17 protein-coding genes are annotated in these 16,149 nt (G+C 65.6%); 2 read left to right on the top strand and 15 right to left on the bottom strand.

Going from position 1 to position 16,149, the window contains the following annotated elements:
• Positions 1-363: 363 nt before the first annotated feature.
• The 6 genes from tyrS to argH all read right to left on the bottom strand — a co-directional run bounded on the left by tyrS (position 364) and on the right by argH (position 7,586).
• Entirely contained in the window at positions 364-1,680 is a 1,317-nt protein-coding gene (tyrS, locus tag ABD687_RS20675; RefSeq protein ID WP_302262505.1) for a tyrosine--tRNA ligase, read from the bottom strand.
• 29 nt (positions 1,681-1,709) lie between these two features.
• A complete protein-coding gene (locus tag ABD687_RS20670) occupies positions 1,710-3,998 on the bottom strand; it encodes a HelD family protein (RefSeq protein ID WP_310288334.1) in 2,289 nt (762 codons plus the stop codon).
• A gap of 112 nt (positions 3,999-4,110) precedes the next feature.
• Complete coding sequence (locus ABD687_RS20665) at positions 4,111-4,647, bottom strand: adenine phosphoribosyltransferase (RefSeq protein ID WP_302262506.1); 537 nt, start codon at positions 4,645-4,647, stop codon at positions 4,111-4,113.
• Between the two features lie 9 nt (positions 4,648-4,656).
• Positions 4,657-5,310: a DNA-3-methyladenine glycosylase gene (locus tag ABD687_RS20660; RefSeq protein ID WP_310288338.1), complete on the bottom strand. Its 654-nt coding sequence runs from the start codon at positions 5,308-5,310 to the stop codon at positions 4,657-4,659.
• Positions 5,311-5,343: 33 nt separating this feature from the next.
• Complete coding sequence (locus ABD687_RS20655; protein ID WP_302262508.1) at positions 5,344-6,081, bottom strand: maleylpyruvate isomerase family mycothiol-dependent enzyme; 738 nt, start codon at positions 6,079-6,081, stop codon at positions 5,344-5,346.
• A gap of 89 nt (positions 6,082-6,170) precedes the next feature.
• Positions 6,171-7,586, bottom strand: a complete 1,416-nt coding sequence (argH, locus tag ABD687_RS20650) for an argininosuccinate lyase (RefSeq protein WP_310288342.1) — start codon at positions 7,584-7,586, stop codon at positions 6,171-6,173.
• A 193-nt stretch (positions 7,587-7,779) separates the two neighbouring features.
• Here argH and ABD687_RS20645 point away from each other — a divergent pair, with 193 nt between their 5' ends.
• The gene (locus ABD687_RS20645) at positions 7,780-8,190 is read left to right on the top strand and encodes an ankyrin repeat domain-containing protein (RefSeq protein ID WP_310288344.1); all 411 of its coding nucleotides are present in this window, start codon (positions 7,780-7,782) and stop codon (positions 8,188-8,190) included.
• A gap of 238 nt (positions 8,191-8,428) precedes the next feature.
• A complete protein-coding gene (locus ABD687_RS20640) occupies positions 8,429-8,989 on the top strand; it encodes an O-acetyl-ADP-ribose deacetylase (protein ID WP_264270252.1) in 561 nt (186 codons plus the stop codon).
• Between the two features lie 145 nt (positions 8,990-9,134).
• Here the strand turns inward: ABD687_RS20640 and ABD687_RS20635 are convergent, their stop codons facing one another.
• The 9 genes from ABD687_RS20635 to argC all read right to left on the bottom strand — a co-directional run bounded on the left by ABD687_RS20635 (position 9,135) and on the right by argC (position 16,107).
• The gene (locus tag ABD687_RS20635) at positions 9,135-9,455 is read right to left on the bottom strand and encodes an ArsR/SmtB family transcription factor (RefSeq protein ID WP_264270253.1); all 321 of its coding nucleotides are present in this window, start codon (positions 9,453-9,455) and stop codon (positions 9,135-9,137) included.
• The gene (locus tag ABD687_RS20630; RefSeq protein WP_310288348.1) at positions 9,452-9,892 is read right to left on the bottom strand and encodes an SRPBCC family protein; all 441 of its coding nucleotides are present in this window, start codon (positions 9,890-9,892) and stop codon (positions 9,452-9,454) included. The genes ABD687_RS20635 and ABD687_RS20630 overlap by 4 nt, the downstream gene beginning before the upstream one ends.
• 71 nt (positions 9,893-9,963) lie before the next feature.
• On the bottom strand, positions 9,964-10,143 hold the full coding sequence (locus ABD687_RS20625) for a hypothetical protein (protein WP_264270255.1): 180 nt from the start codon (positions 10,141-10,143) through the stop codon (positions 9,964-9,966).
• Between the two features lie 45 nt (positions 10,144-10,188).
• Positions 10,189-10,704 (bottom strand): arginine repressor, encoded by a 516-nt coding sequence (locus tag ABD687_RS20620; RefSeq protein WP_264270256.1) that lies wholly within the window; start codon positions 10,702-10,704, stop codon positions 10,189-10,191.
• Positions 10,701-11,669, bottom strand: coding sequence for an ornithine carbamoyltransferase (gene argF / locus ABD687_RS20615; protein WP_264270257.1), 969 nt, complete (start codon positions 11,667-11,669; stop codon positions 10,701-10,703). Before argF ends, ABD687_RS20620 begins: the two co-directional genes overlap by 4 nt.
• Before the next feature lie 12 nt (positions 11,670-11,681).
• Positions 11,682-12,926, bottom strand: a complete 1,245-nt coding sequence (locus tag ABD687_RS20610; protein ID WP_264270258.1) for an acetylornithine transaminase — start codon at positions 12,924-12,926, stop codon at positions 11,682-11,684.
• Positions 12,923-13,849: an acetylglutamate kinase gene (gene argB / locus ABD687_RS20605; RefSeq protein WP_310288350.1), complete on the bottom strand. Its 927-nt coding sequence runs from the start codon at positions 13,847-13,849 to the stop codon at positions 12,923-12,925. The genes ABD687_RS20610 and argB overlap by 4 nt, the downstream gene beginning before the upstream one ends.
• A gap of 51 nt (positions 13,850-13,900) precedes the next feature.
• Complete coding sequence (argJ, locus tag ABD687_RS20600) at positions 13,901-15,064, bottom strand: bifunctional glutamate N-acetyltransferase/amino-acid acetyltransferase ArgJ (protein WP_310293350.1); 1,164 nt, start codon at positions 15,062-15,064, stop codon at positions 13,901-13,903.
• A gap of 11 nt (positions 15,065-15,075) precedes the next feature.
• Entirely contained in the window at positions 15,076-16,107 is a 1,032-nt protein-coding gene (argC, locus tag ABD687_RS20595) for an N-acetyl-gamma-glutamyl-phosphate reductase (protein WP_302262512.1), read from the bottom strand.
• Positions 16,108-16,149 lie beyond the last annotated feature (42 nt).

Raw genomic sequence — 16,149 nt, 5'->3', positions numbered from 1 at the left:
TGAATAATTTATTACATGTTCTTCGCTTTGTCAAACCGGCTTATCGTCGATCTAATTTGCTAAAAACACATCTTTCCTTCAACGAATAAACGTTGTTAGAAGAATTCTTTTGTCATTCGCGGCTGGTAGCTTTTCGTTTGCCTTGGCCGCGGCGACTTAGAAAACAATACACACGTTTCCGCGTCCCGGCAAATCGACGGATCCTGCACACCATGACCCCGGATTCCCCCGAAACAACCGGGATTAGGCGTAAATCGGAGCCCAAAAGGCAAAAACCGGGGCGAGGTCGTCGCCGTGATTCACAGCACTCCCCCGCCCCGGTTCAAATTGCGTTGTCAGCAAGCCGGAAATTCATTTCCCTATTTAGGAGACCTCAACAACTGCCAGGTTCTTTTTCCCGCGGCGTACCAAAAGGTAGCGACCGTGCAATAGGTCCTCTCGGCTAACGACTGCTTCGTGGTCCGAGTACTTCACGTTGTTCACGTAGGCGCCGCCTTCACTGATCGTGCGCCGGGCGGCCGACTTCGATTCGGAAAGACCGGAAGCCATCAATACCGAGATAATATCCAGATCCTCCCCGGTAACAGTGGTGCTTTTTAGCTCCTGGGTCGCGGCCCTGAGCGTCGCTTCGTCCATATCGCCCAATTCGCCCTGGCCAAAAAGGGCGGCCGAAGCTGCGATGACCTTTTCCGTGGCATCCACACCGTGGACCAACGATGTCACGAGGTAAGCCAGTTCCTTCTGGGCCTTGCGGGCGAAGGGACGCTCGGCAACTTCTTTTTCGAGTGCCTCGATCTCTGCACGGGAAAGGAAAGTGAAGACCTTCAAGCGCGAAATGGCATCGGCATCCGCGGTGTTCAGCCAGAACTGGTAGAAGGTGTACGGGCTGCACATCTCTGCATCCAGCCAAATGGCGTTGCCCTCGGACTTGCCGAACTTGGTGCCGTCGGAGTTCGTGATCAACGGGGTTCCGTAGGCGTAGGCGCTCTTGCCCTCGGCCTTGCGGATCAAGTCGGTGCCGCTGGTGAGGTTGCCCCACTGGTCGGAGCCGCCGGTCTGCAGCGTGCAACCGTAAAGCTGGTGCAGCTTCAGGTAGTCGTAACCCTGCAGCACCTGGTAGCTGAACTCCGTGTAGCTGATGCCCTCGTCCGAGTTCAGACGGGCGGCAACAGTTTCTTTCTTGATCATGGTGCCCACGCGGAAGTACTTGCCAACCTCGCGCAGGAAATCGATGGCACTCAGGTTGGCGGTCCAGTCCAGGTTATTGACCATGCGGGCCGCGTTCTCGCCCTCAAAGGAGAGGAAGCGGGAAACCTGCGACTCGAGCTTGCCCACCCATTCGGCAACCGTTTCCTTCGTGTTCAGCACACGCTCGGCCGTCTGGCGCGGATCACCGATCAGGCCGGTGGAGCCGCCAACCAAGCCCAGGGGCTTGTGGCCGGCCAACTGCAGGCGGCGCATGTTCAATAGCTGTACCAGGTTGCCCAGGTGCAGGGACGGGGCGGTGGGATCGAAACCGCAGTAATACGTAATGCTCTCTCCGGAGAGGACCTTTTCCAGCTCGGTTTCCTCGGTGGACACGTGGACCAGGCCACGCCACTTCAGTTCCTGCCAGACGTTTTCAAAGGACGGATCATTACGTTGTCCCGACAGTGCGGGATTCTGCTCAATTTCAGACACCCTACTAAATTAGCAGTCTCGGCCCCGAATTACGCTTCCGAGTCAATGCCCGCAGGAATCGAGCCCTCGGCCAGGATTCGCAGGCGCTGCGTGGTGCGGGTCATCGCAACATACAGGTCACCGACGCTGCCCTCGACTTCGTCGATCAATTCCTGCGGTTCCAGGACAACCACCACATCGAATTCCAGGCCCTTGGCCTCGCGTGCACCCAGCACCACGATGTCCTGGCTCAAGCCACCGGACCCGCTTCCCACGCGGCGGCCGAATTGCTCGACCACGGCGGAGCGAACCTGGGCCAGACGCGGCTCGGGCACGATGACGGCCAACAGACCGCCGTCGGCGATCGCGACTTCCCCGGGTAGAACCTCACGGAGCTTGGGCAGCAACTGCCCCGGTTCCAGCCGGTCCACCAGCGGCGGCCACTGGCCCTCGCGCACTGCCTTCGGCGTGGAGATCTTCAGTCCTGCGGCGTGGGCAACCCTGGTCGCGGCAGCGGCGATCTGCATGGGGGTGCGGTAGTTGACCGTTAGTTCCTCCAGGGTGAAGCGCTCGGCCACGAACGGCTTCATGGCCTGCGCCCAGCTGTTGGCGCCCGAGGCCGAGGAGGTCTGGGCGATGTCGCCGACCACCGTGAAGGACTTCAGGGGGCAGCGGCGCATCAGCAGTCGCCACTGCATCGGGGACAGCTCCTGGGCCTCGTCGACCACCACGTGCCCGTAGGCCCAGTTGCGGTCGGCCACGGCACGCTCGGCTGCCGTCTGGCGTGCCTCGGTCTCCTGGTTCATATCTGCCAGGTCCTGGGCCTCGACGAGCCCGTCGATGCCGGCGTTGAAGAGCATCTCGTTGACGTTGCGCAGGGTCGCCTCGGCGTTTTCCAGGTCCCGCTTGAGCTGCGCCTCGACACCGGCGTCCTTGTTGCCCACGGCCTTGAAGTCGCCCAGCAGTTCGGCTGCCTCATCCAGCAGCGGCACATCGGACTCGGTCCAGGGCGCCCCGGGCTTCCGGCGCAGCGCCTTGAGCTCGCGGGCGTTCAGCTGCGGAGCGGCCGCGGCGAGCAGGTCTTCTTTGGCGAAGAGTTCCTCCAGCAGGGACTGCGGTGTCAGCGGCATCCAACACAGGTTCAGGGCAATGCGGACATCGCGTGATTCGCGCACTTCCTGGACCAGGTAGCTGCGGTCCACGGCATTGCCGTTGCCCGAGGAATCCTCAAGGACCTGCTGCAGCTGCGTGGCCAGCTCGCGCACCAGGATCTTGGTGAACACCTCGCGGGCCTCGTTGTGCGGCTTGCGGGAGGCCCGCGCCTTTTCGCGCGCATGACGCACCTGGCCGCGGGTCAGCACCAGCCGGGTACCCTCGACCACGACGCGGCGGTCCTCGGCCAGCAGTCGCTGGCGGTTGGAAACCGCCTTGGCCACGACCTTTGCCATGAAGGCCTTGCCCTTGATGCGGGCGGCCTCCCGGCTGTGCTCGGGCACGGCACGCAGGCCCGGATACAGCTCGCCGACCGAGGACATGACCACGCCGGTCTCGCCCAGGGAGGGCAGCACGCGCTCGATGTAGCGCATGAACGATGATGAGGGGCCGACCAGCAGCACGCCGGCGCTCTTGAGCCGTTCACGGTGTTCGTAGAGCAGGAAGGCGGCACGGTGCAGTGCCACCGCAGTCTTGCCGGTGCCAGGTCCACCCTGGACCACCAACACTCCGGCCAGCGGGGAGCGGATAATGCGGTCCTGCTCGGCCTGGATGGTGCCCACGATGTCGCCCATGCGCCCGGTGCGCTTCTGCGTCAGGGCGGCCATGAGAGCGCCCTCTCCCTGCAGGTTGTCGTTTTCGCCGAAGAGTTCGGTGTCCAGGACCTCGTCGTCGATGCCCAGCACGGTGCGCCCGCGCAGCATCAGGTGCCGGCGGCGGCGCACTCCCTGCCGGTGCAGCGCGGTGGCCTGGTAGAAGGCGGCGGCCTCCGGGGCGCGCCAGTCGACCATCAGGCGCGTCAGGTCCTCGTCGGTCATGCCGATGCGGCCGATGTAGCGCGGGGCGCCGGGTTCCTCCCCGGAACGGTTCATGTCATCGTCAAGGTCCAGCCGGCCGAACACCAAGCGGTCCTCAACGGCATTCAGCTGCGCCAGGCGGTCTTCGTACAGGGCGGCAAAGGAGTCGCGTTCGGACACGTTCTGGATGGATCCCTGCGCCCCGCCGCGGCGGGTGCGGGTGAGCTGCTCGAGCTTTTCGGCGCGCAGCTCATCCAAGCGGGTATAGAGCATCGAAACGTAGTTGCGTTCGGCGTCGAGCTCCGGTTGAACGGTCGTGGACTCTGACATTCAGCACTCCCTGATGGAACAAATCGTGGACAGACCAGTTTACGCTCTGCGGCACCGGGCATTTGACCGGACGCCTTGGGGCGACCGATGCGGATACGGCAGGCGGGTGTTGCTAGACGAGCTGGAGCGAATGGACGTGCAGGCCGGAGAGCTTTTCGCGCCCGCCCAGGCCCTGGAGCTCAAGGACCACGCCGACCCCGATGACCTGTGCGCCGACCATTTTCAGCAAACGGGCGGCGGAGCCGACCGTGCCGCCGGTGGCCAGCACGTCATCGAGAATCAGCACCCGGGTGCCGGGCGCGACATCGTCGCGGTGCAGTTCCAGGGTCCCGGTCCCGTATTCCAGGGTGTATTCGTCGCGGTGCACCTCGCGGGGAAGCTTTCCGGCCTTGCGCACCGTGACCATGCCGGTTCCCGTGGCGTAGGCGGCGGCCGCGGCCAGCACGAATCCGCGGGCCTCGAGCCCGGCAATGACGTCGAATTGGCCGGAAAAGGGGGCGACGATCTCATCGACCATGCGGCGCAGTCCCGCCGCGTCGGCAAAGGCCGGGGTCAAGTCCTTGAAGGAAATCCCTGCGCTGGGGTAATCGGGAACGATTTCGCACAGTCGGTCAAGGAGGTCGCTTATGGTTTCAGGCTCTGGATTCACCCGACAAGTCTAGTCCCTTCCGCCGCGCACCTTGCGCGGTGCCGCCTTCCGGTACGGCGAGACGCTGGGCTCGCCCGGGAGCCAGAACCGGTACGGGTATTCTTCCCCGCCCCCGTCCCCCGCCACCCCGGTGCGCGGACCGGCCAGGTAGCCGGCCGGGGCGATGGCCAGGTTCCCCAACGCCAGGTCGGGTCCCGGCGGCACGGCGGTGCCGTCGCGGAAGCGCGCCAGGTTGTGTTCCAGCGTCAGCCCCAGTCCCTGGGCCAACCGGGCAGGCCCGCTGAGTAGCTGTGCCTCGGGTCCTTTCGGGTTTCCCCGTCTGGCCAACACCGTGTCCCGGCCCGAAACGACTTCCCCGGCGCGCATCAGCACGGCCGAGGCTGTTCCCTCCTGCCCGCACACCACATTGGCGCAGAAGTGCATCCCGTAGGTGAAGTACACGTACGCGGTGCCCGGTGGGCCGAAGAGCCCGGCATTGCGGGCGGTCTTGCCCCGGTAGGCATGGGAGCCGGGATCCTGGTGCCCGTCGTAGGCCTCGACCTCGGTCAGTCGCACCACGACCAGCCGCCCGCCGATGAAGGTGGAGACATGGGCGCCGAGCAGGTGCGGTGCCAGTTCCAGCGACGGCAGACCTAGCAACCCAACGCGGTCCGGGCTGTTCACGACCCCCCCCCTCCTTCCGGATATCCCGGTTGGCTAGTTGTTGGCCTTCAGCTTGACGGCCCAGGGTCCGAGCTCGGGCAGGTCGGTGCCGTCGGCGGCGGCGGTGGCCTGGACCGGTCCCAGCGGCTGGCGGCCGGCGAGCCAGGCGGCCAGGTCGAAGGCGGTGCCGCTGAGCACCGTGGTCGCCTCGCCCTGTCCCAGGGTGATGCGCTGGGCACCGTGGGGCTGGAGGATGTAGCGGCGGGATTCGGGCACCCGGGCCTCGAGCGCGTCGAAGAGGTGCGCACAGAATTCCGGTTCCCAGTCGGCGACGGAGTTGCCCAGGGCAAGGTCCGAGGTGTGGATGACCAGCTCGCGCCAGATGGCATGGAAGAGGTCTTCCACACTGCCTCCCTCACGGAACCCTGTTGCCAGGGCCCACTCCGCCGGGCTGATGCCGCGGATGCTGGATTCCAGTGCGTCGAGGGACTCGGTGACGCGGGCCACCAGCGCCTCGGGGCGCATCAACGCGGTGATCTCGATGGAGTCGTCGCGGGCCTCCATTCCACCGTCGTACATGGGGAAGGGTTCCTGGGCACCAGCGGTGTCCAGCTGGCGCGCTGCGGCACGGCTGAACCCGTCCAGGTGGGCGAGCACGTGTGCACGGCTCCACCCGGGAAGGGCGCTCGGCTCGGCGGCGGCCGCATCGTCGACGGTGGCCATGGTCTCGCGAAGGGTCGACAAGGCGGAGAGGATCCGGGTCGTCAGGTCCTGTTGTGTGAGCTCACTCATACTGACCACCTTATCCGGCCCGGTAGCCGGAAATCACGCAGGCGGGGCCCCGAATGGTGGGCCCCGCCTGCGAGGGAACTGCGGGCTTGCTAGCCGGCGTACGTGCGCACCGGAACCAGCGCGTCCTTCAATGCGGCCAGCTGCGCCGCAACGGCCGAGGGTGCGGTTCCGCCCTGTGCCGAACGGGAGTTCAACGAGCCCTCGGTGGAGAGCACGGTGCGGACCTCAGGGGTCAGGTGCCCGGAAATCCCGGCGTATTCGGCGTCGGAGAGGTCCCAGAGCTCCACGCCCTTGGACTCGGCGAGCTTCACGGCCGCGCCGGAGAGCTCATGGGCCTCGCGGAACGGCACGCCCTGGCGGACGAGCCACTCGGCGATGTCGGTGGCCAGGGCGAAGCCCAGCGGTGCGAGCTCGGCCATGCGCTCGGTGTTGAACTTCAGCGTGGCGATCATGCCGGAGACCGCGGGGAGCAGCAGTTCGAGGGTGTCGGTCGCGTCGAAGACCGGCTCCTTGTCTTCCTGCAGGTCGCGGTTGTAGGCCAGCGGCAGTGCCTTGAGCGTGGCCAGCAGCCCGGTCAGGTTGCCGATCAGGCGCCCGGCCTTTCCGCGGGCCAGTTCTGCCACATCCGGGTTTTTCTTCTGCGGCATGATCGAGGAGCCGGTGGAGAAGGCGTCGTCGAGGGTGACGAAGGAGAATTCCTTGGTGGCCCAAAGAATGATTTCCTCCGAGACGCGGGAGAGGTCCACCCCGATCATGGCTGCCACCCAGGCGTATTCGGCGAACACGTCGCGGGCGGCGGTGCCGTCAATCGAGTTCCACGCGGCGGAGTCGAAGCCGAGTTCGGTGGCCACGGCGTTGGGGTCCAGGCCCAGCGAGGAACCGGCCAGGGCACCGGAGCCGTAGGGGGAAACCGCGGCGCGCTTGTCCCAGTCCGCCAGGCGCTGCACGTCGCGCAGCATCGCCCAGGCGTGGGCCAGCAAGTGGTGGGAGAGCAAGATGGGCTGGGCGTGCTGCAGGTGGGTGCGGCCGGGCATCGCGGCGTTGGGGTGTGCCTCGGCCTGTTCGATGAGTGCGTCGATGGTTGCGACCACACCGCGGGCAATGATGCGGGCGTGGTCGCGCAGGAACATGCGGCCGAGCGTCGCAATCTGGTCGTTGCGCGAGCGGCCGGCGCGCAGCTTGCCGCCCAGTGCGGTTCCGGCGCGCTCGATCAGCCCGCGCTCGAGGGAACCATGGACGTCCTCGTCGGAGTCGGAGGCGACGTAGGCACCGGAGACGACATCGGCCTCGAGGGTGTCCAGCGCCTTGATCATGCCGCCGAGTTCGGCTTCGTCCAAGAGTCCGGCGGTGTGCAGCACGCGGGCGTGGGCGCGGGATCCGGCAATGTCGTAGCGGGCAAGCCGCCAGTCAAAGTGCGTGGACTTGCTCAGCGCCGCCAGGGCGTCCGCCGGGCCTCCGGCAAATCGTCCGCCCCAGAGTGCACCTTCGTTTGTTGCCGATCCCATGTTCATCCTTCCGTGTACCCGTCCCGGGCACCGGTTCGAGAGGTGTCCAAATCCAGTGTCCATCCTAGTGCAGGGCGGTTCCCCGGCCCCGGACGCAACACCCGATATCTAATACTTATTCACTAGTCTACATAATTATTCATCTACGATGTCACCGCCATTCCCCTGGCGGCAGCCCGGTACGATTTGGGGTATGACCGATTCGAACACCCCCGACGCGCTTTCCGATGAAGAGCTCGCGTTCCTGCACTCCATTTTCGACCTGGCCCGCGAGGGAAAAACCGAGAAGCTGATGGCCATCCTCGACCAGGGAATCCCGGCGGACCTGACCGACGCCAAGGGCGACACCCTGATGATCCTGGCTGCCTACAACGGCCACGACGAGACCGTCTCCGGCCTTCTCGAGCGCGGCGCCGACATCAACCGCCTCAACGACAAGGGCCAGGGTGCCTTGACCTGCGCCGTGTTCCGCAAGAACGAACCACTGACCCGGATGCTGCTGGTCAACGGCGCGGACCCCCACTTAGGTGCCCAAAACGCCTTGGCCGTCGCCCAAATGTTCGACCTGCCCGAGTTCAAGGCAGTCATCGAGGAATATCTCTAGGACAGGTCCCGCGGACATTGCCTTTCCGGCTTCGGGCACCGCGCTGAGACGGATCTAGATTCCGTCCGCGCGGTTCCCGCCGGTGCCACACAAATCCCCCAAGCCCTTGCTTTTGGCCTCCTGATCAGCTTTGCGCTAGTCACGCCTGAGAATCCGCTGTATGCCCCTCCACAAGATCAGGACTGGCGCGTATCGTGGTGCTTATCAGGTGTTCTGGATCACTGACAGGAGCAAAGAAATGCATATCGACATCGTGCGTGGAGACATCACCGAACAAAAGGTCGATGCGATCGTCAATGCTGCAAATCCATCCCTGCTCGGTGGCGGTGGTGTCGACGATGCCATCCATGCGGCCGCTGGTCCCGCCTTGTTGGCCGAATGCCGGAAGCTCAGGGCCACGACCCACCCCGACGGCCTCGCCTCCGGCCTTGCCTTGGCCACCGGAGCCGGCGACCTACCCGCCCGCTGGGTCATCCATTCCCCCGGGCCAAACCGGCACGTCGGGCAGACCAACCCCAAGACGCTTTCGCAGTGCTTCACCAATTCCTTGTACGTTGCCTCGCGCCTCGGTGCCACCAGCGTGGCGTTTCCGGCCATTGGTGCCGGTGCATACGGCTGGGACCCGGAGGACGTTGCCTCGATCGCCGCCCACGCCATCCACGAATGGTTTGAGACGTACCTGCATTCGACATCGATCCACCGCGTCGTGCTGGTTGCCTACAACGACAAGGTTGAATCCGCATTCCGCAAGGCCTTCAACACGCCGCGCACCGATAGCGAACTGGTCCACGGGCCGTAGCATGCCGGCGCGCACGCCGCGCGCGATCCTGCATTCGGGGCACCCCGCGAATTTTGCGCGCGGTGCCCCGAATTTTGCGCGCGGTCCCAACAAGACCCAAGCACTCGGTGCCCTTACCGTGGCAAGAGAAGCGGCGGGTGCGGCCTCAGCCCGATTCTGACGCCTTGGCCGACATCCCGCCCACGCCGGCCTGCAATCCGCCGATGTAGTCGGTCGCCGGGCCCCATCCGCCCGGGACCAATTCGAAGACTATCTCCCTGCCGTCGCGGCGCCGTCTGGCGAGGCCGGCGTCCAGAAGGATCCCGAGATGCCTGGCCGCGGCCTGCCTGCTGATGCCCAACGGTTCACTGAGTCGCGACGCACTGCTCGCCTTCTCACCTAGTAGCACGAGCATCTCTCGCCGCGTAGGGTCGGAGAGCGCTGCAAAAATCAATTGGGTGGAAGCCGGTTCAGGCTGCCCGGTCATTTTCCGTCCAAATAACGCTGCGCCGCCAGCATCTCCGCTTTCCAGCCCTGGGTGTTGGCGCTGATGGCGTGAGCATGCTCATCGGCACCGAAGTCAGCGAATCCGCTTTCCATGACGCGCAACCTCACGGCTCCGGAATGTGTGGGTTCGATCCAGAATTCAACGAGGGTGTTGGGGACGGGATCGTCCCATGCATGACCCCCCAGCGAACGGAACGCGGCATAGCGGGGCGCCTCGAGGGTGATTGTCTCGAATTCGAATTTTCCATAGATCGCATCGTAAACGGTTGAGAATGCACCGTCGGTTTCGATCCGATGCGTCGTGATGGCACCGCCGTTGATGAACCATCCTGGTTCACTGATCAGTTCCCAGACGGATGCGCCCGTGGCATTGATGTCGATGGATGCCTCGATGGCATCCTGACGTTTGACGTCCATGTGTTTTCCCCTCAAAACGAGAAGCCCTTGTGCAACAGAATGGTTGCACAAGGGCTGTGGTTGCACAAGGGTTACCGGCCGGTAGTCGCAAGGCCCTCCGGCATTCCGCGACCGTCCGCGGAAAAGACCTCTCCGCCGCCGGGACCGGCGATCATGCCGCTTGTCCCGACGATGACACCGATGAGGATCGCCAGCAAGAGAAGCGTTACCAGGATTGCACCTAGCATCGCCGCCTTCTTGGAAGGACCCATTCCAGGCTCCTGGGACTCCTGCGACCGTGCGACTGGTCGACCTGGCTACTGCGGGTCGGCAAGAGCCAGGAAGCGCGCTGCAACCTCGGCCCCACCGTTGACGTCGCGGGTCACCAGCATGACGGTGTCGTCCCCGGCGATGCACCCCAGGATCTGCGGCATCGTGGAATGGTCGATGGACAGGGCCAGGAAATTTGCCGCACCTGGCGGGGTGCGCAAAACCACGATGTTGCCCGAGGCCTCGGCGGTAATCAGCAATTCAGCGCACTGCTTGGCCAGCTTGGCATCGTGCACCTCCGGGCTGACCCCAACCTGGGGGCTGCGGTCACCGCCCTCCTGGCGTACCGCATAGACCAGTCCCCCGTCGGCCCCGCGCACACGCACCGCGCCGAGCTCCACCAGGTCCCGCGACAACGTTGCCTGGGTGACGGCCATGCCTTCCTCAGCCAGCAGGACCACCAACTCGGCCTGCGAACGCACAGTGCGGGTGGACAGGATGGCACCCACCCGCGCCTGGCGCGCGATCTTTGTTGTGGGCTGGAACGAGGCGGGGGTGCTCATCGGTTCGAGTTCACTCCCGGCACCTCGGCCAGGTTGGACTTGGCCATCAACCAGCCCATGATGGCCTTCTGGGCGTGGACGCGGTTTTCGGCCTCGTCGAAGACCACCGACTGGGGTCCGTCAATGACATCGGCAGCGATTTCGTAGCCGCGGTAGGCCGGCAGGCAGTGCAGGACGATGGCGTCCTTGTCAGCGTGCGCCATGGCGGCCGAATCCACGGCGTAGTCGCGGAAGAGTTCCATGCGCTGCGCCTTCTCGTCTTCCTGGCCCATGGAAACCCAGGTGTCGGTGGCCACCACGTCGGCGCCGGCCAGTGCGGCAGCGGCATCGGTGGTGACAGTCACCGAACCGCCGGTTTCGGCCGCGCGCTTCTCGGCAGCCGCAATGATGTCAGCACTCGGCAGATAGCCCTCCGGTCCGCAGATGCGCACGTGCATCCCGGCGGTGACGCCGGCCAGCAGGTAGGAGTTGGCCATGTTGTTGGCCGAGTCGCCCAGGTAGGCCATGGACAGGCCGGCAAGCGTGCCCTTGTGCTCGCGCACGGTCAGCAGGTCCGCCAGCAGCTGGCAGGGGTGGTAGTCGTCTGAGAGGGCGTTGATGACCGGGACGTTGGAGTTCTCGGCCATTTCCTCCAGGCCGGCCTGTTCGTAGGTGCGCCACACGATGGTGGAGACCATGCGCTCAAGGACCTTGGCGGAATCGGATATGGACTCCTTGTGGCCCAACTGGGATTCGCCGGAGTTGATGATCAGCGGGGAACCGCCGAGCTCGGCAATGCCGGCGGCGAAGGACACCCGGGTGCGGGTGGAGGTCTTGTCGAAGAAGACGACAACCGTCTGCGGGCCGGCATACGGCTTGTATCCGTACTTGTCCTTCTTCATGGCCAGCGCCAGGTCAAGGACCTCGGTCTGTTCGGCCTGCGTGAGGTCAAGGTCGGTCAGGAAGTGGCGAACTGTGTTGGTCATGGTGCTGTGGTCCTATTCCTGGGTGCCGGCAACGGCCGCGGCATATATCGCGGGCAACGCTGCTACGAAGGTGTCGAGTTGTTCGGTGGTGATGATCAGGGGAGGTGCCAGGCGCAGCGTGTTGGGGCCCGGGGCGTTGATGATGAACCCCGCCGCCAATGCGGCGGTGACAACCGCCGGGGCCACGGCGGCCGCCAGGTCGAAACCGATGAGCAGCCCCTGGCCGCGGACAGCCGTGACGAAGTCGAGCGCGGCGAGCTTGGTCCGGATCTCCTGGCCCACGCTTCGCACCTGCGCCAGCAGGTCCTGGGATTCTATGACATGCAGGGTGGCCAGGGCCGCGGCGGTGGCCACGGGGTTGCCGCCGAAGGTCGTTCCGTGCTGGCCCGGGGTGAGCAGCCCGGTGGCCTCGGTGCCGAAGACGACCATCGCGCCAATCGGGAATCCGCCGCCCAGGCCCTTGGCCAGTGTCATGGCGTCGGGGATGACCCCGGCGGAGGCGAACCAGTCGCCGGTGCGGCCGATGCCCGTCTGGACCTCGTCAAAGACCAGCAGCGCGCCGGCGGCCTCGGTGATCTCCCGTGCCTCACGCAGGTATCCGGTGCCGAATTCGATGACCCCGGCCTCCCCCTGGATGGGTTCGATGAAGACCGCGGCGGTGGTTTCATCCACCGCTGCGCGCAGCGCCTCGATGTCCCCGGCCGGGATCCATTCGACCCCGCCCGGAAGCGGCTCGAACGGCTCGCGGTAGGCCTGCTTCCAGGTCAGCGCGAGCGCGCCCATGGTGCGGCCGTGGAAGGCTTGCTCCAGGGCAATGATCTTGGTACGCGGTGCTTCGGGCGTGCCCGCGTTGCGGCGGGCCAGCTTGAAGGCAGCTTCATTGGCCTCTGTGCCGGAGTTGGTGAAGAACACCTTGGAGCCCTCCGGTGCCGAGCTGAGCTCCAGGAGCTTTTCCGCCAGCGCGATCTGCGTGGGGCTGGTGAAGAAGTTGGAGATGTGTCCCAGGGTGGCCAGCTGCGAGGAAATCACCGAGGTGAGCAGCGGGTGGGCGTGGCCCAGGGCGTTGACGGCGATCCCGGAGAGCAGGTCGAGGTATTCCTTGCCGTCGGCGTCCCACACGTGGCAGCCTGCCCCGCGCACCAGAACCTGTTGCGGGGTGCCGAAGACACCCAGCAACGAGTGGTTGTAGCGGGCGAGCAATTCGCTGCCCTGCAGGGCGCCCAGGGCGCCCGTTTCCTGTTCAATGATCTCGTTCATGCCTTGTCCTTGGGAATGACTTGGGTTCCGACGCCGGCGGAGGTAAAGACCTCCAGCAGCATGGAGTGTGGTTGGCGGCCGTCGACGATGTGGGCCTGGCCCACGCCCTCGTCCACGGCCTTGAGGCAGGCCGCCATCTTGGGGATCATCCCCGATTCGAGCTTGTGCATCAGGGCGCGCAGCTGCTCGGCGTCCATCGATGAGATCAGCGAGGACCTGTCCGGCCAGGCCGCGTACAGCCCCTCCACGTCGGTGAGGATCACCAACTTGGAGGCGCCCAGGGCGCTGGCCAGTGCCGCCGCGGCGGTGTCGGCGTTGACGTTGAGCACCTGTCCGGTGGGGTTGTCCTTCTCGTCGACCTCCGGGGCCACGGTGGAGACCACCGGAATCTTGCCGGCGGCCAGCAGGTCGAGGATCTGGTCGGGCTTGACCCCCGTCACCTCTCCCACCAGTCCAAGGTCCACGTGCTGCCCGGCAATGTAGGTCCCGGTGCGCACTGCCCGCAGCAGGGCTCCGTCCTCGCCGGAAAGTCCCACCGCGTAGGGTCCGTGGGAGTTGATCAGGCCGATCAGTTCGCGCTGCACCTGCCCGGTGAGCACCATGCGGACCACGTCCATGGCCTCGGGGGTGGTGACGCGCAGCCCGCCCTTGAATTCGGACTCGATGCCCAGGCGGCTGAGCATGGAGTTAATCTGCGGGCCTCCCCCGTGCACGACCACGGGGTTGATGCCCACGTGGCGCAGGAACACGATGTCTTCGGCAAAGGCGCGCCGCAGGTCCTCGTTGATCATGGCGTTGCCGCCGTACTTGATGACCATGGTGGTTCCGGCGAAGCGCTGGATCCAGGGCAGGGCCTCGATCAGGGCCTCGGCCTTGCGCTGTGCCACGTCCATGGGCGTTGGCGTGGGTTTGTTCTCAGACATGCTCTTAGGTGCTTCCTCACTGAAACGATTGAGCCGGGGCACTTGCGTCGCCTAGCTGCTGTAGGCCGAATTCTCGTGGACGTAGTCGTGGGTCAGGTCGTTGGTCCACAGGCTGGCTTCCTGCATGCCCGCGTTGAGGTCGATTTCCACCAGGACGTTGCGCCCGGAAAGGTCCACGAGGTTGCGGTCATCGCCCACCCCGCCCTTGCGGCATACCTGGACGCCGTTGATGGACACGTTCAGCTCGTCCGGCTCGAAGGCCGCCCGGGTGGTTCCCACCGCGGAAAGCACCCGGCCCCAGTTGGGGTCCTGGCCGAAGATCGCGGTCTTGAAGAGGTTGGACCGGGCCACGGTGCGCGAAACCTCGACGGCGTCGTCCTCGGTGGCGGCGTTGAAGGTGCGGATGGTGATTTCATGGGCGGCGCCCTCGGCATCGGAGATCAGCGCCTTGGCCAGTCCGACGCAGACCTCGGTGAGTCCGGCGGTGAACTCCGCGACGTCGGGCGTCGTTTCGCTGGCGCCGGAGGACATCAGGATCACGGTGTCGTTGGTCGACATGCAGCCGTCGGAATCCGCCCTGTCGAAGCTGACGCGGGTGGCCTCGCGCAGTGCGGCATCCAACTGCGCCGGTTCCAGCACCGCATCGGTGGTGATGACCACCAGCATCGTGGCCAGCCCGGGGGCAAGCATGCCTGCGCCCTTGGCCATGGCGCCGATGGAGTACCCGGATCCGGCGAACCCCGCCTGCTTGGACACCGTGTCGGTGGTCATGATGGCGGTGGCTGCAGCAGCTCCCCCGTCGAATTCATTGCCGGAGCCCAGTGCCGCAGCGGCCGCGTCCACGCCGGGCAGGATCTTGTCCATGGGCAGTTGCTCGCCGATCAGCCCGGTGGAGCAGACCAGCACGTCCCCACTGGAAACGCCCAGGACCGTGGCCACGTGTTCGGCGGTGGCGTGGGTGTTGGCGAAGCCCTCGGGGCCGGTGCAGGCGTTGGCGCCGCCGGAGTTCAGCACCACGGCGTCGGCCCGTCCGTCGGAGATCACCTGGCGCGACCAGTGCACCGGGGCCGCCGCCACGCGGTTGGAGGTGAACACGGCTGCCGCGTCAAAGCGCGGGCCGTTGTTGCGCACCAGGGCAAGGTCCGGGTTTCCCGAGGCCTTGAGCCCGGCGGTGATACCCGAGGCGCTGAAGCCGCCGGGGTAGGTGATTCCCATGGGTGCGTTGCTCACGGTGCTACTCCTTCAAGTGCCAGGCCGGCGGTTTCCTTCAGGCCCAGGGCGATGTTCATGGATTGGACGGCTCCGCCTGCGGTGCCCTTGGTGAGGTTGTCGATGACCGCGGAAACGATCACGCGGTTCGCGTGCGGGTCGAAGGCCAGCTGGATCTGCGCGTGGTTCGAGCCCATGACCGACGAGGTTGCGGGCCACTGGCCTTCGGGCAGCAAATGCACGAATGGTTCGTCCTGGTAGGCAGCCGTCCACGCAGCGCGCAGCGTTGCCTCGTCCACACCGGGCTTGACCCTGGCGGTGGCGGTGGTGAGGATGCCGCGCGGCATCGGCGCCAGGGTCGGGGTGAAGGAGACAGTCACCGGGACGCCGGCGGCCTTGGAGAGACCTTGTTCCATTTCCGGGGTGTGGCGATGGGAGCCGCCCACGCCGTAGGGGTTCATGGAGCCCATGACCTCGGAGCCAATGAGGTTCACCTTGGCGCTCTTACCCGCTCCCGAGGTTCCGGAGGCGGAAACCACGACCACGTCGTCGGGTTCCAGGAGGTTGGCGGCGAATCCGGGCACGAGTGCCAGCTGGACCGAGGTCGGGTAGCATCCGGGCACCGCAATGCGCTTGGCGCCGACGAGCAGTTCCCGGGCTCCGGGCAGCTCCGGCAGGCCGTAGGGCCAGGTTCCGGCATGGGAGGAGCCGTAGAACTTTTCCCAGGCCTCCGGGGATTCCAGGCGGTGGTCGGCCCCGGCGTCGATGACGAGGGTGTCGGCGGGTAGCTGGGCAGCGATCTCGGCGCTGGCACCGTGTGGCAGGGCCAGGAAGACGACGTCATGTCCGCGCAGTTGCTCGACCGTGGTTTCCACCAGGACCCTGTCGGCCAGCGAATGCAGGTGCGGGGCGAGCTCGCCCAGTCGCTGGCCGGCATTCGAGTGGGCGGTGATCGCACCAATGGTCACGTCGGGGTGGTTGGACAGCAGGCGCAGGACCTCGCCGCCGGCATACCCACTGGCTCCGGATACAGCTACTGAAATCGTCATAACCCAACCCTACTACGCATTTATGCATGATAGCTAATAAAT

Source organism: Paeniglutamicibacter sulfureus, assembly GCF_039535115.1.
In the GTDB taxonomy this organism is placed as follows: Bacteria; Actinomycetota; Actinomycetes; order Actinomycetales; family Micrococcaceae; genus Paeniglutamicibacter; species Paeniglutamicibacter sulfureus.
Note: the sequence above shows the minus strand (reverse complement) of the source record. Positions and strands in the feature narration are given on the sequence as shown.